General features: G+C 71.6%; 17 protein-coding genes. 9 read left to right on the forward strand and 8 right to left on the reverse strand.

Going from position 1 to position 20,049, the window contains the following annotated elements:
* Positions 1-35: 35 nt before the first annotated feature.
* Together GON04_RS19030 and GON04_RS19035 are read right to left on the reverse strand one after the other, a co-directional pair.
* Positions 36-1,247 (reverse strand): hypothetical protein, encoded by a 1,212-nt coding sequence (locus GON04_RS19030; RefSeq protein ID WP_157399589.1) that lies wholly within the window; start codon positions 1,245-1,247, stop codon positions 36-38.
* 165 nt (positions 1,248-1,412) lie between these two features.
* A complete protein-coding gene (locus GON04_RS19035) occupies positions 1,413-2,300 on the reverse strand; it encodes a ZIP family metal transporter (protein ID WP_157399590.1) in 888 nt (295 codons plus the stop codon).
* Between the two features lie 162 nt (positions 2,301-2,462).
* Here GON04_RS19035 and GON04_RS19040 point away from each other — a divergent pair, with 162 nt between their 5' ends.
* Positions 2,463-2,651: a 4-oxalocrotonate tautomerase gene (locus GON04_RS19040; protein WP_157399591.1), complete on the forward strand. Its 189-nt coding sequence runs from the start codon at positions 2,463-2,465 to the stop codon at positions 2,649-2,651.
* Positions 2,633-3,268 carry an HAD-IA family hydrolase gene (locus GON04_RS27205; RefSeq protein ID WP_157399592.1) on the forward strand — a complete coding sequence of 212 codons (636 nt, stop codon included), beginning with the start codon at positions 2,633-2,635 and terminating at the stop codon, positions 3,266-3,268. Before GON04_RS19040 ends, GON04_RS27205 begins: the two co-directional genes overlap by 19 nt.
* A gap of 431 nt (positions 3,269-3,699) precedes the next feature.
* Here GON04_RS27205 and GON04_RS19050 read toward each other — a convergent pair whose 3' ends face one another.
* Together GON04_RS19050 and polA are read right to left on the reverse strand one after the other, a co-directional pair.
* The gene (locus GON04_RS19050; protein WP_157399593.1) at positions 3,700-4,254 is read right to left on the reverse strand and encodes a hypothetical protein; all 555 of its coding nucleotides are present in this window, start codon (positions 4,252-4,254) and stop codon (positions 3,700-3,702) included.
* A gap of 97 nt (positions 4,255-4,351) precedes the next feature.
* A complete protein-coding gene (polA, locus tag GON04_RS19055) occupies positions 4,352-7,162 on the reverse strand; it encodes a DNA polymerase I (RefSeq protein WP_157399594.1) in 2,811 nt (936 codons plus the stop codon).
* A gap of 170 nt (positions 7,163-7,332) precedes the next feature.
* Between polA and GON04_RS19060 the strand changes: the two genes are divergently transcribed.
* The 5 genes from GON04_RS19060 (at position 7,333) to GON04_RS19080 (ending at position 10,600) form a co-directional block, all read left to right on the forward strand.
* Complete coding sequence (locus GON04_RS19060; RefSeq protein WP_157399595.1) at positions 7,333-7,644, forward strand: hypothetical protein; 312 nt, start codon at positions 7,333-7,335, stop codon at positions 7,642-7,644.
* Between the two features lie 9 nt (positions 7,645-7,653).
* Positions 7,654-8,616, forward strand: coding sequence for a homoserine kinase (locus tag GON04_RS19065; RefSeq protein WP_157399596.1), 963 nt, complete (start codon positions 7,654-7,656; stop codon positions 8,614-8,616).
* Between the two features lie 10 nt (positions 8,617-8,626).
* Positions 8,627-9,415, forward strand: a complete 789-nt coding sequence (locus GON04_RS19070) for a BPSS1780 family membrane protein (protein WP_157399597.1) — start codon at positions 8,627-8,629, stop codon at positions 9,413-9,415.
* On the forward strand, positions 9,412-10,188 hold the full coding sequence (locus GON04_RS19075) for a FecR family protein (RefSeq protein ID WP_157399598.1): 777 nt from the start codon (positions 9,412-9,414) through the stop codon (positions 10,186-10,188). Before GON04_RS19070 ends, GON04_RS19075 begins: the two co-directional genes overlap by 4 nt.
* 199 nt (positions 10,189-10,387) lie before the next feature.
* A complete protein-coding gene (locus tag GON04_RS19080; protein ID WP_157399599.1) occupies positions 10,388-10,600 on the forward strand; it encodes a hypothetical protein in 213 nt (70 codons plus the stop codon).
* 94 nt (positions 10,601-10,694) lie between these two features.
* Here GON04_RS19080 and GON04_RS19085 read toward each other — a convergent pair whose 3' ends face one another.
* Positions 10,695-10,973: a hypothetical protein gene (locus GON04_RS19085; RefSeq protein WP_157399600.1), complete on the reverse strand. Its 279-nt coding sequence runs from the start codon at positions 10,971-10,973 to the stop codon at positions 10,695-10,697.
* 169 nt (positions 10,974-11,142) lie between these two features.
* Between GON04_RS19085 and GON04_RS19090 the strand changes: the two genes are divergently transcribed.
* Both GON04_RS19090 and GON04_RS19095 read left to right on the forward strand, forming a co-directional pair.
* Complete coding sequence (locus GON04_RS19090) at positions 11,143-12,138, forward strand: P1 family peptidase (protein ID WP_157399601.1); 996 nt, start codon at positions 11,143-11,145, stop codon at positions 12,136-12,138.
* A gap of 5 nt (positions 12,139-12,143) precedes the next feature.
* On the forward strand, positions 12,144-13,484 hold the full coding sequence (locus tag GON04_RS19095) for a TAXI family TRAP transporter solute-binding subunit (protein WP_157399602.1): 1,341 nt from the start codon (positions 12,144-12,146) through the stop codon (positions 13,482-13,484).
* A gap of 6 nt (positions 13,485-13,490) precedes the next feature.
* Here the strand turns inward: GON04_RS19095 and GON04_RS19100 are convergent, their stop codons facing one another.
* The 3 genes from GON04_RS19100 to GON04_RS19110 form a co-directional block, all read right to left on the reverse strand.
* Positions 13,491-15,728: a DUF1631 family protein gene (locus GON04_RS19100; RefSeq protein WP_157399603.1), complete on the reverse strand. Its 2,238-nt coding sequence runs from the start codon at positions 15,726-15,728 to the stop codon at positions 13,491-13,493.
* A gap of 184 nt (positions 15,729-15,912) precedes the next feature.
* Positions 15,913-17,580: an energy-dependent translational throttle protein EttA gene (gene ettA / locus GON04_RS19105; RefSeq protein WP_157399604.1), complete on the reverse strand. Its 1,668-nt coding sequence runs from the start codon at positions 17,578-17,580 to the stop codon at positions 15,913-15,915.
* 101 nt (positions 17,581-17,681) lie between these two features.
* Positions 17,682-19,877 carry a DUF1631 family protein gene (locus GON04_RS19110; protein WP_157399605.1) on the reverse strand — a complete coding sequence of 732 codons (2,196 nt, stop codon included), beginning with the start codon at positions 19,875-19,877 and terminating at the stop codon, positions 17,682-17,684.
* Between the last annotated feature and the right edge of the window lie 172 nt (positions 19,878-20,049).

Consider the following 20,049-nt stretch of genomic DNA (forward strand, 5'->3'; position numbering starts at 1 on the left):
ACAAGCGGCGCTCCCCGCGCCGCATTTGATCCCTCTTATTTGCGGGAACCGGATGACCCGGTGCTGCCGCCACTGCCGGACGTGGTCGAGCCGCTGCCCGTTCCCGAGCCCTGCGCGGCCTCGCCGGCGCGCGCGGCCTGGGCACCCGCCGCGCCGCTCATGCTGCTGCCGACCGAGCCCATGCCGCTGGAGCCGCGCAGGTCGGTCGCGGACCCGCCGCCCGAACCGCCGGCGCCGCTGGCGCCGCTGCCCTGGTGCGAGCCGGTGGCGCCGCCGGTGGGCCCAAAATTGCCGCCGGTGGTCTGCGGCGGCACGCCGGTGTTCTGGCCCTGGCCGCCGCTGCGGCTGGCGCGCCAGCTGTTGAATTCGTCGGAGAACTTGCGGTAGCGGTCCTGGCGCCAGTGCTCGTAGTCCTGGTCCAGGTTGCGGATCTGCTCTTCACGCCACTGGTGGTAGTCCGGGTCATGGTGGTGGTGCCCGGCGCCCTGCCCGCCATAGCCGCCCTGCAGGCCGCCGCCATATTGCGGCTGGCCATGGCCGCCCTGCGCGCCGTAGCCCTGTTGCTCGTGCTGGCCACCCCTGCCACCGTAGCCTTGCTGGCCGTGCTGCTCGTGCTGGCTGCCCCAGGTGCCACTTTGGCCGTAGCCCTGCTGGCCATGGCCCGGTTCGCCGTACTGCCCCTGCTGGCCGCCCCAGGCCCCGCCCTGGCTGCCGTAGCCGCCCTGCCCGTACTGCGTGCCCATGCCGCCGTACGGCTGGCCCTGCTGCTGGCCGTAGCCCATGTCGTGGCCGCGATTGCGTTCGTCGGCCCGGCCCCAGCCTCCGGCGCCGGACCGGCCGCCGGCATAGCCGCCCTGGTCCCCGTAGCCCGACTGGCCGCCGTAGCTGCCCTGGCCGCCGTAGCCGCTCTGGTCCTGCGAACCCTGGCCGTAGCCGCCGCGGCCCCAGCCTTCCTGCGCCCGCGATTCACCGCCGTACTCGTCGCCGCGCCAGCGCGACTCCTGGCCGCCGCGGCCTTCGGCATGGCGTTCGCCGCCGTAGCCGCCATAGCCGCCCGATTGCTGGGATCCCATGTCACCGTAACCGCGCGAAGCCTCCCCCGCGCTGCCACGCTGCTGCGCGCCCTGCTGGCTGCGCATGTCGCGGCCCTGCGGATCGCGGCCTTGCGCCTCGCGTCCCTGGTCCTGCTGCCAGCGACCCTGCCCGCCCTGCTGACGGTCGCGGTCGTCCCAATCCCGTGATGGCATGTGCTGCTCCTTGCTGTCGTCGATCACGGCGGAGCCCGCGCCCGCCGCACGAGATGACGTTAGGACGAGGGCACAGGGCACCCTGTCGGACAAGGATGAATCGGTGTAGGACTGCGCGGGCGGTCTGCAACAGCCAGTTTCGGCACGGCGCGCGGCCGCGCCCGCTCAGTGCGCGAACTGGCCGACCAGCGCCACCAGCGCGATGCCGGCGGCGAGCCAGGACACCTGGGCCGCCGTCTCGCGCGCAGACAGCCGCTTCTGCAGTTGCGGGATGAGGTCGGCCAGCGCGACGTAGACGAAGCTGCTGCTGGCGACCACCAGCAGGTAGGGCAGCAGCGACTCCAGCCGGTCGACCAGCACCCAGCCGACCAGGCCGCCCAGCGGCGTGACCGCCCCCGCCAGCGACACCTTCACCAGCGCGGCGCGACGGCTGCCGCTGGTCTCGCGCAGCACGGCCAGGTCGCCGATGTGGTGGGGCACCTCATGGGCCAGCACGGCCAGCGCCGCCACGGCACCCAGCCGCAGGTCGGCGACGAAGGCCGAAGCGATGAGCACGCCGTCGCCGAAGCAGTGCACGCTGTCGCCGGCCAGCACGGCCCAGCCGCCCGACGTGCGGCCGTGCGCCGGGCCGTGCAGATGGATGTGCGCGTGGCCATGCGCATGGCCGTGCACATGCGCATGCGCGTGGCCGTGCGCGTCGACATAGCGGTGGCCGGCGCCCTGGTCGTGCTGTTCTGCATGTCCGAGGTCGTGGCTGTGTTCATGGCCGTGGTGCCAGAGTTCGGCCTTGTCCAGCAGGAAGAAGAACACCACGCTGACCAGCAGCGTGACGAACAGGGCACGCGCGCTGGCGCCGCTCTCGAACGCCTCGGGCAGCAGGTGCATGAAGGCGGTGGCCAGCAGCGCGCCGGCCGCCAGGCTCAGGAGATGCTGGGCCCCGGGCCGGCTGCTGTCCGCCGGGCCGAGCAGGCCCAGGCGCATGAGGCCGGCGGCCAGCCACACGCTGCCGATGCCGGCGGCCAGGGTGGCGCAGAAGATCGCGAGGACGGTCATTCGGTGGTCGCGGATGCGGGGCGGCAGGCCCGGAAACGAAGAAGCCGCCCGGGTGGCGGCTCGGCAGACCTGCTGGATCGATCTTACCAACCTCGGCAGCAGGCGCGGGCCGGTGGTCCATCCGGCAAACCTAGAATCGGCGCCTTTCCACTAGGAGCAACCATGCCCACGCTGCGCGTCGAACTGATGGAGGGCCGCACGCCCGAACAGAAGAAGAACCTGGTCCAGGCCCTCACCAAGGCCGTGGTCGAGACCCTGGGCAGCAAGCCCGAAGCGGTCGACATCCTGCTGTACGACATCAAGCGCAGCGACTGGGCCACCGGCGGAGTGCTGTGGTCGGAGAAGCAGTAGCCCCACCGGCCCGTCCCCGGGCCCTGCTGTTCGACCTGGGCAACGTGGTGGTCGACGTCGACGTCGGCCGCTCCCTGCAGGCCTGGGCCGCCCACAGCCGGCTGCCGGCCGCGGCGCTGCAGGCGCGCTTTGCCGTCGATGCGGCGTACTGCCGCCACGAGACCGGCGCGCTCGACGCCGCCGGCTGGTTCGAGTACCTGCGCGGCCACCTGGAACTGGAAGGCGACGACGCCCGCATCCGCGACGGCTGGAACGCCCTGCTGCTGGCCGAGATCGCCGAAACCACGACACTGATCGACCGCGTCCGGACGGCCGTGCCCTGCCACGCACTGTCGAACACCAACGTGACGCACGTCGCCGCGATCGAGGAGCGCTTCCCCGGCCTGCTGCCCCGCTTCGCGCGCGTCTTCGTCTCGCACGAGATCGGCCACCGCAAGCCGGCGCCGGAGGCGTTCGCGCACGTCCTGCAGTCCCTGGACCTGCCGGCCCATGAGGTCCTGTTCTTCGACGACCTGCCGGAGAACTGCGAAGCGGCGCAGGCGCTGGGCCTGCAGGCCGTCCTGGTCAGGCAGCCCGCCGACGTGCGCGAGGCGCTGGAGGCGCGGGGGCTGTTGTAGGCGCCGGGGGAGTCGGGGGCGCTGACGGCCACCGGTCGCTGAGGGCCACCATCTCACCCCTGTCGTCATGCCGGGCTCGACCCGGCATCCATCCCCGGAATCCATGCCGCACCCGACCCGCGTTCAGGAGATGGATTGCGGGTCAAGCCCGCAATGACGAGGTCGGGGGATGGATGCGGCTCAGGCCGCAATGGCGAGAACCGGGGATGGATTGCGGCTCAAGGCCGCGATGACGGGGTCGGCGATGGATCGCGGGCAAGCCCGCAATGCGGGATTCCGGGGATGGAGGCCGCCCGCACGACGCCTCACACCGGACGCGGCCACGGCACCTTCAAGCCCCGCCCCCTCCCCCCCCCCGGGGGAGAGGGCTGGGGTGAGGGGGTTCCCTGCCTGGTTTCAGTGATGACGGACGCGGCGGCTAGCCCGCCAAGTCAGTCATCGAAATGAAACCACTCCTCCTCCGGCAACGCGAGCAGGAAGTCATAGACCGCGATCAAAGCGCCGGCACGCTCGGCCCATTCGATCTGGTCGCGCAGGCGCAGGCGCTTCTGCATGGGCGAGGCCGCGTTCCAGGCGCCGGCGATCAGGGGCAGCGGCGCGTCGACGGTGCGGCCCTGCTGCACGCGGCTGGGGAGCAACTGGTGAAAGGCCATCCACGGCTGCGGCCGCGGGCAGGCGCGGTTGTTGCGGCGCGCCAGCACCATCACCTCGTCTTGGGTGATGGGGCGCTGCGGCTGCCGGTCGCGGCTGACGCCGGGCAGCGCGCTGGCATCCATCGGCTGCGTGGGCGCGAAGGCATCGCCCTGCGGCGGTTGCGTCAGCTGCTTGGTGCGGTCGAACTGCATCTCCTGGTGGCTCAGGAGGTCCTCGAAGCGTTGCCAGGCGGACGGGCTGTTCTCCTCCAGCGCCATGGGAGCAGTGGCGCGGTCGCCGGGGAAGGCGAACGGCACGGGGGTGGGCGTGGGCTTGGGACTGTCGGCGGCCATGGGACACCCATTATCAGGGCCGCGTCGACCCGGCGTGGCCCCGCACGCGGAATTGGCCCGCTCACCGTTGCCGACCGGCCCGCGGCGGCACGGCGGGCTAGTGGGCCTGTTCCCAGTTCGGCCCGACGCCGATCTCGGCCAGCAGCGGCACCCGCAGTTCGGCCACGCCCGCCATCACGCGCGGGATCTCGGTGCGCACCCACTCGACCTCGGCCTCGGGCACCTCGAACACCAGTTCGTCGTGCACCTGCATGATCATCCGGGTGCCACGCCCCTGGGCGTCCAGCAGGTCCTGGATCCTCACCATCGACAGCTTGATCAGGTCGGCCGCCGTGCCCTGCATGGGCGCGTTGATCGCCGCCCGCTCGGCGCCGCCACGCCGCGGCCCGTTGGGCGAGTTGATCTCCGGCAGGTACAGCCGGCGCCCGAACACCGTCTCGACGAAGCCGCGCTCCTTGGCCGAGGCGCGGGTCTCGTCCATGTAGTGCTTGACGCCGGGATAGCGCTGGAAATAGCGGTCGATGTAGGCTGCCGCGGCCTTGGTCTCGATGCCCAGGTTGCGCGCCAGCCCGAAGCTGCTCATGCCGTAGATCAGGCCGAAGTTGATCACCTTGGCGTAGCGGCGCTGCTCGCTGGTCACCTGGTCGGGCGCGACGCCGAACACCTCCGACGCCGTGGCCCGGTGCACGTCCAGGCCCTCGGTGAAGGCCCGCAGCAGCGCCGGGTCCTCCGACAGGTGGGCCATGATGCGCAGCTCGATCTGGCTGTAGTCGGCGCTGGCGATGGCATGGCCGGGCGGCGCGACGAAGGCCTCGCGGATGCGCCGGCCCTCGGCGGTCTTGACGGGGATGTTCTGCAGGTTGGGGTCGTTGGACGACAGCCGCCCGGTGACCGCCACCGCCTGGGCGTAGTGGGTATGCACGCGGCCGGTGCGGGGGTGGGCCAGCTGCGCCAGCTTGTCGGTGTAGGTGCCCTTGAGCTTGGACAGGCCGCGGTGCTCCAGGATCTTGGCCGGCAGCGGGTAGTCCTCGGCCAGCTTCTCCAGCACCTCCTCGTCGGTGCTGGGCGCCCCGCTGGCGGTCTTCTTCACGACCGGCAGGCCGAGCTTGCCGAAGAAGATCTCGCCGATCTGCTTGGGGCTGCCCAGGTTGAACGGCTGGCCGGCCAGCTCGTGCGCCTCCTGTTCCAGCTGCATGATGCGCTGCCCCAGCTCGTGGCTCTGGCGGGACAGCTGCCCGGCGTCGATGAGCACGCCGTTGCGCTCGATGCGGTACAGCGCCTCGCTGCTGCGCATCTCCAGGTCGTAGATGTAGCGCAGGCGCGCGTCGCGCTCCAGCTTGGGCCACAGCGCCAGGTGCACGTCCAGGGTCTGGTCGGAATCCTCGCAGGAGTACTCGGCCGCCTTGTCGATCGGCACCTGCTGGAACGGGATCTGGTGCGCGCCCTTGCCGGCGATGGTCTCGAAGTCGATGCCGCTGCGCCCCAGGTGGCGCTCGGCCAGGCTGGCCAGGCCGTGCGGCTTGTGGACCTCGAGCACGTAGCTCTGCAGCATGGTGTCGTGGGCGTAGCCGCGCGCCTCGATGCCGTGGTTGGCGAACACGTGGCGGTCGTACTTGACGTGCTGGCCCAGCTTGGGACGGCCGGCGTCCTCCAGCCAGGGCTTGAGCCGGGCCAGCACCGGCTCGCGCGGCAGCTGCTCGGGCGCACCGGCGTAGCTGTGCGCGAGCGGAACGTAGGCCGCCACGCCGGGCTCGATCGAGAACGACAGGCCGACGATCTCGGCCCGCATCTCGTCCAGCGAGCTGGTCTCGGTGTCCAGCGCCACCAGCGGCGCCGCCTCGATGCGGGGCAGCCAGGCGTCGAACTGCTCCCAGGTGAGCAGGGTCTCGTACTGCAGGTTGGTGACCTTCGACAGCCCCGACAGGTCGGGCTCGTCGAACAGCCCTCCCGTGCCGGGCCCCGGGCCCACCTTCTTCTTCGAGCGCTGCTCCTCGATCAGCTCCGGCGGCACCTCGTGCTGCTCCAGCTGCTTGACCAGGCCCTTGAAGCCGTACTGGTCGTAGAACACCTTCAGGCGCTCGACGTCCTGGCCGCCGATCACGATGTCGTCCAGCCCGGGCAGCCCGGGGATGTGCCCGGCCAGGTCGCAGTCCTTGCGGATGGTGAGCAGCGCGCGCCCCTTGGGCAGCCACTCGAGGGCGCGCCGCAGGTTCTCGCCCACCGCGCCCTTCACCTCGGCGGCCCGCTCGATCAGGGCGTCCAGCGAGCCGTACTCCTGCAGCAGCTTGACCGCCGTCTTGGGGCCGACCTTGTCGACGCCGGGCACGTTGTCGACCGAGTCGCCCACCAGCGCCTGGTAGTCGACCATCAGCCGCGGCGGCACGCCGAACTCGGCCTCCACGCCGGCCAGGTCGCGCACCTTGTCGTTCATGGTGTCGATGACGGTCACCTGCTCGTTGACCAGCTGGCTCAGGTCCTTGTCGCCCGAGGAGATGACGGTGCGCACGCCGCGGTCGCTGGCCAGGCAGGACAGCGTGCCGATGACGTCGTCGGCCTCCACGCCGGGCACGTTCAGCACCTTCCAGCCGAGCAGCCGCACGACCTCGTGGATGGGCTCGATCTGCGCCCGCAGGTCGTCGGGCATGGGCGAGCGGTTGGCCTTGTAGTCCGGGTACAGGTCGTCGCGGAAGGTCTTGCCCGGCGCGTCGAACACGCAGGCCGCGTAGTCGGCCCGCACGTCCTTGCGCAGCTTCTGCATCATGTTGATCATCCCGCGGATCGCGCCGGTGGCCGGGCTGGCGGGGTCCCCGGGCACCGCGCGCAGGTCGGGCATGGCATGGAAGGCGCGGTACAGGTAGCTGGATCCGTCCACCAGCAACAGGGTCTTCGGATGCTCGGGTTCGCTCATGGCGGCGATTGTGCCGAACCGGCGATGCGTCCATCCGACCGAACAGCTGCGAAACAATCGGTCGGGCCACCCAAGGCGCCATCCGAAAATGGTTGCGTTCGCACCGTTTGCGAAACCTTGATGCGCTTGACGGCGGCGATCCGTGCTGCTGGCGCACCTACAATCCAGCCATGTCCCGCCTCGTCCCGTTGCTCCTCCTGCTGCTCGCCGGCGCCGCCCAGGCGCAGCAGCAGCGGACCGAACCGCCCCTGCCGGGCCGGTCCGACCAGCGCATCGAGCGGATGACGCATGAGGACGCCGGTTCCCGTGTCGACGAAGTGCGCATGGGCGGGCAGACGGAGAGCATCACGGTGCAGCCCAAGGGCGGCGCCCCCTCCTACACGGTCGATCCGGCCAACCTCAAGCGCAGCCGCCCCGGCGACCAGCGCAACGGGCTATCCAGCGCCGGCGGCCAGCCGTCCTGGAGCGTCCTGCGGTTCTGACCGTCACCGATGGCAGTTTTCACCGAGGTCCCGGAGGATATTGCGCGCGAGCTGCTGGCACGGCTGGGCTTGGGCGAACTGCGCGAGCTGCGCGGCATCCAGGGCGGGATCGAGAACACGAACTACTTCGCCACCACCGAGCACGACGGCCGGCCGTCGCACTGGGTGCTGACCCTGTTCGAGCGCCTGGGGCACGACCAGCTGCCGTTCTACCTGCACCTGATGAAGCACCTGGCCAGCCGCGGCATCCCGGTGCCCGACCCGCAGGCCGACCGGGCCGGCGACATCCTGCACACCGTCTGCGGCAAGCCGGCCGCGGTGGTGAACCGCCTGCCCGGGCACAGCGAGCTGGCGCCCACCGCCGCCCACTGCGCCAGCGTCGGCGAGATGCTGGCGCGCATGCACCTGGCCGCGCGCGGCTTCGACCGCAGCCAGCCCAACCTGCGCGGCCTGGCCTGGTGGAACGAGACCGTTCCGGTGGTGCTCCCCTTCGTGGAGCCGGCGCAGGCGGCCCTGCTGCGCGCCGAGCTGGCGTTCCAGAACCACGTGGCGGCCTCCTCGGCCTGGGCAGCGCTGCCGCGCGGCCCGGTGCACGCCGACCTGTTCCGCGACAACGTGATGTTCGAGGACGGTGCGCTCACCGGCTTCTTCGACTTCTACTTCGCCGGCGTCGACAGCTGGCTGTTCGACCTGGCCGTGTGCCTGAACGACTGGTGCATCGACCTGGCCAGCGGCGCGCACGACCCGGTGCGCTTCGATGCCTTCGTGCGCGCCTACGCCCGCGTGCGCCCGCTGGCCTCGGCCGAGCGCCAGCTGCTGCCCGCGATGCTGCGCGCCGGCGCCCTGCGCTTCTGGGTGTCGCGCCTGTGGGACTTCCACCTGCCACGCGAGGCGGCGCTGCTCAAGCCGCACGACCCGGCCCATTTCGAGCGCGTGCTGCGCGGGCGCATCGCGCACCCGGTGTCCGCGTGATCCCGCATCCATGAAACTCAACGTCGTCCCGGCCCGCACCGGCATTTCCTGGGTCAAACTGGGCATCCGCACCTTCCTGCGGCAGCCGCTGGCCCTGGCCGGCCTGTTCTTCATGTACATGGCGGTGGTGCTGGTGATCTCGTTCGTGCCGGTCATCGGCCCCCTGGTCGGCGGCATGCTGGTGCCGGCGGCCACCCTCGGCCTGATGGCGGCCACCGCCGAAGCATCGGCCGGCAAGTTCCCCATGCCCACGGTCCTGGTCAGCGCCTTCCGCGCCGGCCGCCAGCGCGCGCGCTCGATGCTGGTGCTGGGCCTGGTCTACGCCAGCGGGTCCCTGCTGGCCACCTGGCTCGGCTCCCAGTTCGCCGACCCGGCGCCCCTGAGCGCCGCCACCGATCCGCGGGTCGACGTCTCCACGCTGGTCACCCTGGTGCTGCACACGCCGCTGTTCCTGATGTTCTGGCACGCACCGGCGCTGGTGCACTGGCACGGCGTCACGCCCGCCAAGAGCCTGTTCTTCAGCACGGTCGCCTGCTGGCGCAACATGGGCGCGCTGACCGTCTACAGCCTGGTGTGGATGGGCGTGTTCCTGCTGGCCGGCATCGTGATCACGCTGATCGGCGGCCTGGCCGGCGGCGCCAGCGCGGCGCGCGCGGTGATGATGCCGGCGGCGCTGCTGATGGCGGCCATGTTCTCCACCTCGATCTGGTTCACCTTCCGCGACAGCTTCAGCGCCGATCCCCAGCCCGACGCCGCGCCCGGCCCGGCCTCCCCAGCCACCGACGAAGACCTGCGATGACCCGCCACGTGCTCCTGGGCCGCAGCGAAGGCGAACTGCTCTGGTTCCGCCGCCGCAGCGTGCTGCAGGCAGCCGCCGCCTGGACCGCCCTGGGCGGGTTTGCCGCGGCGCAGGCGCAGCAGCGCGGCAACATCGTGGAACTGCTCGGCGACGCGCAGGCCAACGGCCGTGCCCTCACCCTGCAGTCGACCGTGCAGACGGGCGACACCATCGAGACCGGCCCCGGCGCCAACCTGGTGTTCGTCATCGGCAATTCGGCCTTCCAGGTCCGCGAGAACACGCGCCTGGTCGTCGAGCGCGGCACCATGCTCAACGTCGTCAGCGTGCTGCGGCTGTTCACCGGCGGGGTGGCCAGCGTCTGGGGCAAGGGCACCAGCCGGCAGATCGTCATGCCGGCCCTCACCGGCGGCATCCGCGGCACCGGGGTCTACACCGAGGTGTTCCCGCAGCAGGACTTGCGCAGCTACCTGTGCAACTGCTACGGCGTGATCGACGTGAGCGCCGGTGCCGACCGCGTCGTCTCGCGTTCGAGCTACCACCAGTCGTTCTGGGGCGAGGTCCAGCCGCGCAACGGCCGCATGCTCACGCCCGCCCAGGCGATCAACCACACCGACGAGGAAATGGAGTTCCTCGCCCGCCTGGTCGACCAGCGCACCGCCTGGGAGGAACTGGGGCGCCGGGGCGTCAAGGACGGCCAGGGCTACATGGAGCAGCGCCCGCCGTCGGCACACCCTGCGGCGCCCGTGCCCGCTCCGGCTCCCGGCCAGCGGTAAGTCCCGCACGCCGGCGCGCGGTCGCAGCGGCCCCTGCCCTCGCCCCGTGCCGGTCGCACGGGGAACGTCCCGACGCACAGCACCTGTTGCTGAATGTGCTGCGCGCGAACTCCGGCATCCCATGTCGGAGTTCGCTGACAGAAACCCGGCAGCGGCACCGCTGAAATGGTCGGCAACGGACAGACGAAAGGAGCCCGCCATGTCCCAACAAGCCCTCATCCGAGGCGAGGTGAACTTCCGTGCCGGCGACGGCGTGCTGGTGCCGATCCCCGACGGCCCGGTCGACATCGAGATCAGCGAAGACAGCGTGACGCTGGGCTGGGTCGACGGGCCGAACCCGGGTTCGGCCGCCATCCCGCGCGACGAGTACGAGCGCTACGTGAGCGAAGGCAAGATCCGCACGATCGGCTGACGGCCTGCGGGCAACCGGGGCGGCCGCCGCGCGACGCTCCGCCATGAACGAAGCCGGGCAATGCCCGGCTTCGTTTCGTGCGCCGGCCCGCGGCTCAGCGCATGAAGAGCTTGGAGAACACGATGCCGACGGCGAAGGCCACGCCGAGGGCAGCCAGCGGGTTGTTGCGAACCTGCTCGCGCGCCATGTCGCCGTATTCCTGCTGCATGCCCATCATCTTCTCGGTGCTCGAACCCAGCATCTGCTCGAGGCGGTCGACGGACTCGTGCGCCTTCTGGGCGACGCGGCGCACCGTGCCCGAATCGGCACCGCCGGCGGTGTCGTCCATGCCGGCGCTCGTGGGGAAGGGGGTCTGGGACGTCTCTGTGTTCATGCGGTGGTTACTCCGTGGTCGTTCATGGGACGGCCGGCGGGGAAGCCGGCAACCGGTTCACTGTAGGAAGCCCAGCGTTGGCCACCTGTCGTCCAACCCGGGCTGCCACCGTAGGAGGCGTCCTGCACTTTCCTGCAGGCCCGGGGGCCGCCCTTATATGATGGGCTGGATGTCTTCCGCCACCAGCGCGCCGTCCGGCGCCATCACCGACGTCGCCGGCATCGAGGTCGGCCACTGGACCGACACGCGCCGGCCCACCGGCTGCACGGTCGTGTTGGCGCGCGAGGGCGCCGTCGCCGGCGTGGACGTGCGCGGCGCCGCGCCGGGCACGCGCGAGACCGACCTGCTGGAGCCGTCCAACCTGGTCGAGTGCGTGCACGCCGTCGTGCTGGCCGGCGGCAGTGCCTGGGGCCTGGACGCGGCCAGCGGTGCCATGCGCTGGCTGGAGCAACAGGGCATCGGGCTGGCGGTCGGGCCGGGTCGCATCCCCATCGTGCCGGCGGCCGTGCTGTTCGACCTCTACCTCGGCGACACGGCGGTCCGGCCCGACGCGGCGGCCGGCCACGCGGCCTGCGTCGCCGCCAGCCGGCAGGCGCCGGCCGAGGGCAACGTCGGCGCCGGCGCCGGCGCCATCGTCGGCAAGATCTTCGGCATCGAGCAGGCGATGAAGGGCGGCATCGGCAGCGCGTCGGTGCGCGTGAACGGCGTGACGGTGGGCGCGCTGGTCGCCTGCAATGCGCTGGGCGACGTGGTCGATCCCGCCACCGGCCGCGTCATCGCCGGCTCCCGCCGGCCCGACGGCACCGGCCTGCTCGACACGCGCCGGGCCCTGCTGGCCGGCCAGCCGCCGCGCCGCCTGGTGCCGGCCGCGAACACCACCATCGGCGTCATCGCCACCGACGCCGTGCTGTCCAAGGCGCAGGCGAGCCGGCTGGCCACCGTGGGCCACGACGGCCTGGCGCGCACCATCAACCCGGCCCACACCATGCTCGACGGAGACACCCTGTTCGCGCTGGGCACCGGCGCCAGCGGCATCGCCGCCGAGATGATGCTGCTGGCCACGATGGCCGCCGAGGCGGTGGCGCTGGCCACCTTGCGCGCGGTCCAGGCCGCGCGCGGCGTCACGCTGGGCGCCCTTCACCTGCCCGCGGCATGCGACCTGTAGCGTCGATGACGAAGGCGATCCGCTACACCGTGGTCTCGGTGCGGGACCTGCTGATCTCGGCCGGGCCCGTCGCGGCGCTGGCGATCGGGCTGCTGGTGCTGGCCTACCTGTGGCTGGACCCCGCCCCGCCGCGCACCGTGCGGCTGGCCACCGGACCGGCGCAGAGCGCCTACGACGAATTCGGCAAGCGCTACAAGGCGGAACTGGCGCGCAACGGCATCGAGGTGGTGCTGGTGCCCAGCGGCGGCTCGACGGCCAACGAGCGGCTGCTGCGCGACGGCAAGGCCGACCTGGCGTTCGTGCAGGGCGGCACCTCCGGCGGCGACACCAACCGGCCGCTGGTCGAGGGCCTGCAGTCGCTCGGCAGCCTGTTCCTCGAGCCGGTCTGGCTGTTCTACCGCGAGGACGCGGCGAAGAAGAAGGTGCCCGACGGCACCCTCACCGCCCTGCCCCAGCTCGAAGGGCTGCGGCTGAACGCCGGCTCGCGCGGCAGCGGCGTGCCGCGCATGATGCGGCGCCTGTTCGAGGCCAACCGCATCGACCCGGCCAGCATGACGCTGTCGCAACTTGAACAGACGCCGGCGGTGACCGCCTTCCTCGACGGCAGCATCGACGCCCTGGTGTTCGCCTCGGCGCCCGAATCGCTGATGGTGCAGATGCTGCTGCAGACGCCCGGGGTCAAGCTGATGGACTTCGCGCAGGCCGACGCCTACTCGAGCCGCTTCGGCTTCCTCACCCCGGTGGTGCTGCCGCGCGGCATCGTCGACCTGTCGCAGGACCTGCCGGCGCAGCCGGTGCGGCTGGTCGCGACCACCACCGCACTGCTCACGCGCGAGGAGACCCACCCGGCGCTGGTGCAGCTGTTCGCGCAGGCCGCGCGCACCATCCACAGCCCCGCCGGCTGGTTCAACCGGGCACGTGCCTTCCCTAGCATCGAGCAGAGCGAGTACCCGATCTCGCGCGAGGCCGAGCGGGCCATCCAGGGCGGCATGCCGTTCCTGCAGCGCTACCTGCCGTTCTGGCTGGCCAACACGGTCGAGCGCATGTGGCTGGCACTGGGCATCATCATCGCGGTGCTGCTGCCGCTCTCGCGCATCGTGCCGCCGCTGTATGCGTTCCGCATCCGCTCGCGCGTGTTCCGCTGGTACGCGCAGCTGCGGGCGATCGAGGAACGCGGCGCCGAGGAGCCGGGCAGCACGCCGGAACTGGTGCGCGAGCTCGACGCGCTGGAGCACCGCGTGGCCCAGGTGACCGTGCCGCTGTCCTATGCCGACGAGCTGTATGCGCTGCGCTCCAACATCAACCTGGTGCGCTCGCGCCTGTCGACGGCGCGCGCCACGGCGTAGGCCGGCCTAGCTGCCAGGCCTTTCCGCGCTGTTGCGCAAGGCCGCCTGCGCGACGGCATCGAGCGCGCCGTCGACCACCGCCGCCCCGGACACCAGCCGCAGGGTGCCGGCCTGCACCATGGTGGCGGCCAGCCGCGGCGTCATGGATTGGGTCCGGCCGCTCGCGCCGGTGAACATCAGCAGCGTGCCGTGCGGGCTGATCCAGCTGAGCTGCCAGCGCGAGGCGCCGCCTTCCAGCTGCAGGTCGACCCAGCTGCCCGCCTGCAGGGCGGCCGGCAGCTCCGGGGGCGAACCGTCGGCACCGGAGACCAGGCTGCCGGGCCCCTCGGTGGCCTGGAACAGCGGCTGCCCGGTCGCCAGCGCCGAATCCATGAAGCCGGTCTGCTGCGCCTCGTCGGGTGCCAGCCAGCTGCCGCCTTCGAGCGCCGGACCGAGCAGCCCTTCCAGCTCCTGCCGGCCGCGCGCGAGACTGTCGGCGTCATGCGGCTGCGCCGGCGTGCCCTTGAGCGCGCGCTGGTGCAGGTCGGCCAGCCGGTCGAGGAAGTGGCGCACCTGCACCTGTCCGTAGCCCACCAGCTGCAGCCCCTGGCGGATCGTCTCGACCAGCGCCGGCAGGCGCCGGCCGAGGCGAGCCGCCGCGGCCGGCGTGGTGTGCGGCAGCACGCTCCAGAGCAGCTCGGGGACGGCCGCGCGGAAGCCACCGGGATCCTGCCGCCCCTCGGTGTCGCCCAGCTGCGCCTGCGCCATGACCTGCGGCCAGGGACCGAGCAGGAAGGCGGCGACCTCGGGCGGTGCCAGCGCGAGGTCGTTGCGGCCCTGCATCTCGGTGGCCAGGCGCGAGGCCAGCAGGTTGCGCTGCTCCGCCTTGAGCAGCGCGCGCACCGCCTTCTCGCGCTGGCGCCGCTCGCGCGACTGGGTGCGGGTCCAGGTGTCCTCCAGCGTGTGCAGCGCGAAGCCGTACGGCTCCGACCCCGTGACGTGGGTGGCCACGAGGGCGTCGACCGCCTCGCGCAGCGGCGTGATGAAGGCGTCGAAGCCGGGCTCGCGCTCGGACTGCCAGGCCAGGCTGCGCGTGGTCATCTCGTCGAGGAAGCGGCGCGCCGGATGGAGGCGGTCGCTGAAGAAGCGCGGGTCGGCCAGGGCCAGCCGCAACAGGGCCGGCTCCAGCGCCAGCAGCGCCTGGCGCACCGGTTGCAGCAGGCGCTCGTCGCCGGCCAGGTTCTCCACCATCAGGCTCACCACCTCCAGCGCCAGGGCCTGGCCCGGCCGGTGGACTTCGGACTTCAGGGCCTCGCGCAGGCCGGCCGTGCCCTGGCCGGCCTCGCGCTCGCGCTGGCGCAGGCGCCGCATGACCGCGTCGACATGGCGGATCTCCTGCAGCACCTCGAAGGCGGCGGGCAGGGTTTCGGCGAAGGCGGTCGCCGGCGCGCCGTTGGCGCCGGCCGGGGCCGGAGCATGGGCGCCGCCCCGGGCGCCGCCGGGCGCATCCGGCTCCAGTTCGCCGGACAGCAGGCGCTGCAGCGAGCGGATGGTCAGCAGCGTGCTGGGCTGCGGCGCCGCGGCGGCGTCGGCCGCACCGGGTGCCCGCGCCGGCGCGCTGGCCACGATCTGGAAGCCGGCCCCGCTGACGCCCTGCGCGCGCAGCGACGCGCTCAGCCGGCCGTAGTCGTGCGCCAGTTCGGGGCCCAGCGCCTCGCCCAGGAACTGCAGCCAGCGCGTGCGCACGCGCGCCGGCACCGGGCTTTGCTGGACCACCGTGCGCAGGCTGCGCACGTAGGCGTCGGGCCGCAGCGGATTGCGGTCGCTCTGCACGTTGCGCAGGCCCTGGGCGGCGCAGACCAGCGCATTGAGCTGCACCAGCTCGCCCTCGACCGCGCTGGCCACGGCCTGCTGGGTGCGCAGCACCTCGACCCCTTCCTGCACCTGGTCGTCATCGACCAGCTCCAGTTCGGCAAAGCTCAGGGTCCCGGCCGGCCGCGGCGTCCCGTTGCCGGCGATGGCCAGCGAGAACTCGGCCAGCAGGGCCTGCGGGTAGGCGACCGACAGCGCCCCCTCATGCCGCGCCAGCAGTTGCAGCGCGTCGTGCACCAGCTGGCGCTCGAGCGGATCGGCCGCCCGCGCGAGCCGGCCGGCCGTCGTGCCCTGGGCGCGCAGGATGGCGCGCTGCATCAGGTCGCGCCCCTGCGCCGCCGCCTCCTTGATGCAGGCGCGATAGACGGGCAGGAGGGAAGGTGCAGAAGTCACGGCACGGATGGGTTTGGCGGATTTATACCCACCGCGGCCAGGAATCGCCAGCCCGCGCAGCGGGCACTGCGTTCGCGCGGAATGAATTGCAGCGCGAACACACCTTGACCGGGGATCCGGCTGCGCCGGTCCCCGGTCAACTAGCAGATCACCACTCTGGAATCGCGCAGCGATCCCAGAGTGACTACTTCAGGGCCTTGAAGCGCACGCGCTTGGGCTTGGCGCCTTCCTCGCCCAGGCGCTTCCTCTTGTCGGCCTCGTATTCCTGGTAGTTGCCGTCGAAGAAGACCCACTGGCTGTCGCCCTCGGCGGCCAGGATGTGGGTGGCGATGCGGTCGAGGAACCAGCGGTCGTGGCTGATCACCAGCACGCTGCCGGCGAACTCGAGCAGGGCGTCTTCCAGGGCGCGCAGCGTCTCGACGTCGAGGTCGTTCGACGGCTCGTCCAGCAGCAGCACGTTGCCGCCCTGCAGCAGCGTCTTGGCCAGGTGCAGCCGGCCCCGCTCGCCGCCGGACAGCATGCCGACCTTCTTCTGCTGGTCGGCGCCGTTGAAGTTGAAGCGGCCGCAGTAGGCGCGGCTGGCCATCGTGAACTTGCCGATGTTGATCATGTCGAGGCCGCCCGAGACGTCCTCCCACACGGTCTTGTTGTTGGCCAGCTCGTCACGGTGCTGGTCGACGAAGGCCATCTGCACCGTCTTGCCGAGCTTGACCTCGCCGCTGTCGGGCTTCTCCTTGCCGGAGATCAGCTTGAACAGCGTGGACTTGCCCGCGCCGTTGGGGCCGATGATGCCGACGATGGCACCGGCCGGCACCTTGAAGCTCAGGTTGTCGATCAGCAGGCGGTCACCGAAGGACTTGCTGACGTTGACGAACTCGATGACCTCGTGCCCCAGGCGATCGCCGACCGGGATGAAGATCTCGTTGGTCTCGTTGCGCTTCTGGTATTCGTAGTCGGACAGTTCCTCGAAGCGGGCCAGGCGCGCCTTGCTCTTGGACTGGCGGCCCTTGGCGTTCTGGCGCACCCACTCCAGTTCCTTCTTCATCGCCTTGGCATGGGCTTCCTCGCCCTTCTGCTCGGCCTCCAGGCGGGCTTCCTTCTGCTCCAGCCAGGTGCTGTAGTTGCCCTTCCAGGGGATGCCGCGGCCGCGGTCCAGCTCCAGGATCCACTCGGCGGCGTTGTCCAGGAAGTAGCGATCGTGGGTGATGCCCACCACGGTGCCCGGGAAGCGCGCAAGGAACTGCTCGAGCCATTCGACCGACTCGGCGTCCAGGTGGTTGGTGGGCTCGTCCAGCAGCAGCATGTCGGGCTTGGACAGCAGCAGCTGGCACAGCGCGACCCGGCGCTTCTCGCCGCCGGACAGGTGCTTGATGACGGCGTCCCAGGGCGGCAGGCGCAGCGCGTCGGCGGCGATCTCCAGCTGGTGCTCACCGCCGCTCTCGGCGCCGGCGGCGGCGATGACGGCCTCCAGCTGGGCCTGCTCGGCGGCCAGCTTGTCGAAGTCGGCGTCGGGCTCGCCGTAGGCGGCGTAGACCTCTTCCAGGCGCTGCTTGGCGGCATTGACCTCGCCCATGCCGCCCTCGACCGCCTCGCGCACCGTCTGCTCGGGCTGGAGCTGCGGCTCCTGCGGCAGGTAACCGATCTTCAGCCCCGGCATGGGGGTGGCCTCGCCCTCGATCTCGTTGTCGATGCCGGCCATGATCTTCAGCAGCGTCGACTTGCCTGAGCCGTTCAGGCCCAGCACGCCGATCTTGGCGCCCGGGAAAAACGACAGGGAGATGTCCTTCAAGATCTGCCGCTTGGGCGGCACGATCTTGCTGACGCGGTTCATGGTGTAGACGTACTGGGCCATCGGGTTCTCTTGCGCGAAACCCGCGATTATCCCCGCCCCGCCCCTCGCCCCGGCCCGCAGGTCGTGGGTCGGGCATCCATCCGACGCACGACGGCGCGCGCTCAGCCTTCCTTCAGGCTGTTCTTGAGCGCCGCCTTGGCCACCTGGTCGAAGGCGTCGTCGACCACGTTGCGCTCGGCCACCACCCGCAGCAGGCCTTGCGACCGCAGCCGGTCGAGCGTGCGGCGCGACATCGAATGCGCCATGCCGGCCAGCGAGGTGAACATGAACAGGGTGCCGTGCGGGCTGGCCCAGGTGAGCTGCACGCGGGTCCATTGCCCGTCGACCACCAGCTCGGCCCAGGTGCCGGTGCGCAGTTCGGCCACCACCGCGGGGCGGGCCTCGTCGGCCGGCTCGGCCGGCACGCCGGCGGACAGCAGTTCCTGCGCGGGCAGCGACTCCTCGTCGATCCAGCCCGATTCCTCGGCCTCGTCCTCGGCCAGCCAGGGGCCGGCGTCGGCCGGCGGCGCGGCCGGTTCGTTCTCCACCGCCTGCGCCGCTTCCTGGGCCGCCGCATCCTGCGCGCCCTTGAGCGCGGCGGCATGCAGCGTCACCAGGTTGTCGAAGAAGCGCTGGCTGAGCTCGACCGGGTACTCCATGCCGGCGAGGCCCTCGCGCAGCTTGGCGAGCAGCGGCGGCACCAGCTGGGCCAGGCGGCGGGCTCGGCCGCGCTGGGCGGTCGTTTTCTGCACGCTCCAGATCAGGTCCTCGACGGCGGCGCGGTAGCCGAACGGGTCGTCCGACCCGTCGGTGCAGGACAGCTGGGCCTCCGCCACCACCTGGGCCCAGGAGCCCTTGAGGAAGTCGATGACGAAGGGGGCCACCTCGACACCCTCGGTCGCCTGCTCGAACTGGACGGCGAGCTTCTGGGCCAGCAGGTTGCGCTGCTCCGCATGCAGCAGCGCGCGGGCGCCCTCCTCGCGGCGCTGGCGCACCACCTGGTCGTGCTCGGCCCAGACGCCCTGCAGCTGGTCCAGCAGTTCGCCGAAGCCGTCGGCGTCGACCACCTTGCCGTCGCGCAGCGAGCGGCCGGCGTCCTTCACGGTGTCGAGGAACCGGCGCCAGCCGTCGTCGGACTCGCTCTTGAACGCCAGGCTGCGCTGGGTGATGCGGTCCAGGAACTGGCGTGCGGGATGGGTGCGATCGCCGAAGAAGCGCGAATCCTGTTCGGCCAGCCGGCGCACGGCCGGCTCGAAGGACCGCAACTGCTCCTTGTAGCCGGGCAGCAGGCGGTCGTCCTGGGCCAGCGTGTCGAACATGAGGCGCAGCACTTCGTCGCCCAGCTGCCGCCCGAGCCGCGGGCCGGGTGCGGGCTCCTGCCGGGGGGCAGCCTTGAGCATGTCGACCGGCTCCGCGGGTGCAGGCGCAGGGGCGGCCTTGGGCCGCTGCTCCAGCCGCTTGACCAGCGCATCGACCTGCTTGAGCTCCTGCAACATCGCCAGGGAGGCCGGAACGGTGTGCCCGAACTCGGGCCTGCCCTGGGGCTGGTCGAAGTCGCCGGCCAGCAGCTTGCGCAGGCGGTCGAGGTTCAGCAGGGTCTTGGCGATGGTGCCCACCGGCGCCGGCTTGCCGCCGGGGCCGGGCTTGGGTCCGCCGAGCGGCACGGCCGGCTCGACGCCGGACGACCGCAGCCAGTCGGCCAGTTCGCGGTAGACGCGGCGCAACTGCACGCCCAGCAGACCGGCGGCCGGAGCGATGAGCATCTCGCGGGCCGCACCGTCGGGCATGTGGCGCGCCAGCGTGCTCTGCAGGGACCGCACGAACACGTCCGGCCGCAGCGGATTGAGGCCGGGCTGGATGGTGCGCCAGCCCAGCAGGGTGCTGACCAGTGCGTCGAGCGACGGCAGCACGTCGTCGACGGCCAGCGAGACCTCCTGCAGGGCGCGGGCGACCTCGATGCTCTGGTCGAGCTGGTCGTCCTCGAACAGCTGCAGGTCCTCGTAGCGCAGGACTTCGGTGGCGACCTGGTCCTTGCCGCCGCCTTCGTAGACCAGGCGGCTGAGCTCGGCCTTGTAGGTGGCACGCACCGGCGCCGCCTGCTTGTCGAGATGGAGGATGGCGGCCTTGACCGCCGGCGCCTGGAAGGCGGCCACGCTTTGCGGGCCGACGGGTGCGAGACCCTTGACCAGCGACTGGAGGACGTCGGCCATCAACGGCTCGGCCTGCTGCAGCACCGCGCCCAGGCAGTCGTTGAGCGACGGCTGCAGGGCCGAGGGGTCGTCGGCCACTCCGAGCCGGAGCTTGAGCATCTTCGCCATGGTCGCGTTCATTATCGCGGTCGGGCAGGGCTTTGCGAAGCGTGCGACAATGCAGGCTCTTGCGGGCAGCAGTCGATCCGCAAGCTCAGCAATCTGCTGGGGAGCCGCCGGCCCAACCGGTGCCCTGCGCTCCCGATTCCAACTCATCTGCCTTCCTGACTGATTCGGCGCC

The sequence above is a fragment of the Ramlibacter pinisoli genome, assembly GCF_009758015.1.
GTDB lineage: Bacteria > Pseudomonadota > Gammaproteobacteria > Burkholderiales > Burkholderiaceae_C > Ramlibacter > Ramlibacter pinisoli.

What these genes read in the sequence shown, in the direction of transcription:
- GON04_RS19030 (WP_157399589.1), bottom strand. Translation starts at nt 1,247, where the DNA reads ATGCCATCACGGGATTGGGACGACCGCGACCGTCAGCAGGGCGGGCAG.
- GON04_RS19035 (WP_157399590.1), bottom strand. Translation starts at nt 2,300, where the DNA reads ATGACCGTCCTCGCGATCTTCTGCGCCACCCTGGCCGCCGGCATCGGC.
- GON04_RS19040 (WP_157399591.1), top strand. Translation starts at nt 2,463, where the DNA reads ATGCCCACGCTGCGCGTCGAACTGATGGAGGGCCGCACGCCCGAACAG.
- GON04_RS19050 (WP_157399593.1), bottom strand. Translation starts at nt 4,254, where the DNA reads ATGGCCGCCGACAGTCCCAAGCCCACGCCCACCCCCGTGCCGTTCGCC.
- polA (WP_157399594.1), bottom strand. Translation starts at nt 7,162, where the DNA reads ATGAGCGAACCCGAGCATCCGAAGACCCTGTTGCTGGTGGACGGATCC.
- GON04_RS19060 (WP_157399595.1), top strand. Translation starts at nt 7,333, where the DNA reads ATGTCCCGCCTCGTCCCGTTGCTCCTCCTGCTGCTCGCCGGCGCCGCC.
- GON04_RS19065 (WP_157399596.1), top strand. Translation starts at nt 7,654, where the DNA reads ATGGCAGTTTTCACCGAGGTCCCGGAGGATATTGCGCGCGAGCTGCTG.
- GON04_RS19070 (WP_157399597.1), top strand. Translation starts at nt 8,627, where the DNA reads ATGAAACTCAACGTCGTCCCGGCCCGCACCGGCATTTCCTGGGTCAAA.
- GON04_RS19075 (WP_157399598.1), top strand. Translation starts at nt 9,412, where the DNA reads ATGACCCGCCACGTGCTCCTGGGCCGCAGCGAAGGCGAACTGCTCTGG.
- GON04_RS19080 (WP_157399599.1), top strand. Translation starts at nt 10,388, where the DNA reads ATGTCCCAACAAGCCCTCATCCGAGGCGAGGTGAACTTCCGTGCCGGC.
- GON04_RS19085 (WP_157399600.1), bottom strand. Translation starts at nt 10,973, where the DNA reads ATGAACACAGAGACGTCCCAGACCCCCTTCCCCACGAGCGCCGGCATG.
- GON04_RS19090 (WP_157399601.1), top strand. Translation starts at nt 11,143, where the DNA reads ATGTCTTCCGCCACCAGCGCGCCGTCCGGCGCCATCACCGACGTCGCC.
- GON04_RS19095 (WP_157399602.1), top strand. Translation starts at nt 12,144, where the DNA reads ATGACGAAGGCGATCCGCTACACCGTGGTCTCGGTGCGGGACCTGCTG.
- ettA (WP_157399604.1), bottom strand. Translation starts at nt 17,580, where the DNA reads ATGGCCCAGTACGTCTACACCATGAACCGCGTCAGCAAGATCGTGCCG.
- GON04_RS19110 (WP_157399605.1), bottom strand. Translation starts at nt 19,877, where the DNA reads ATGGCGAAGATGCTCAAGCTCCGGCTCGGAGTGGCCGACGACCCCTCG.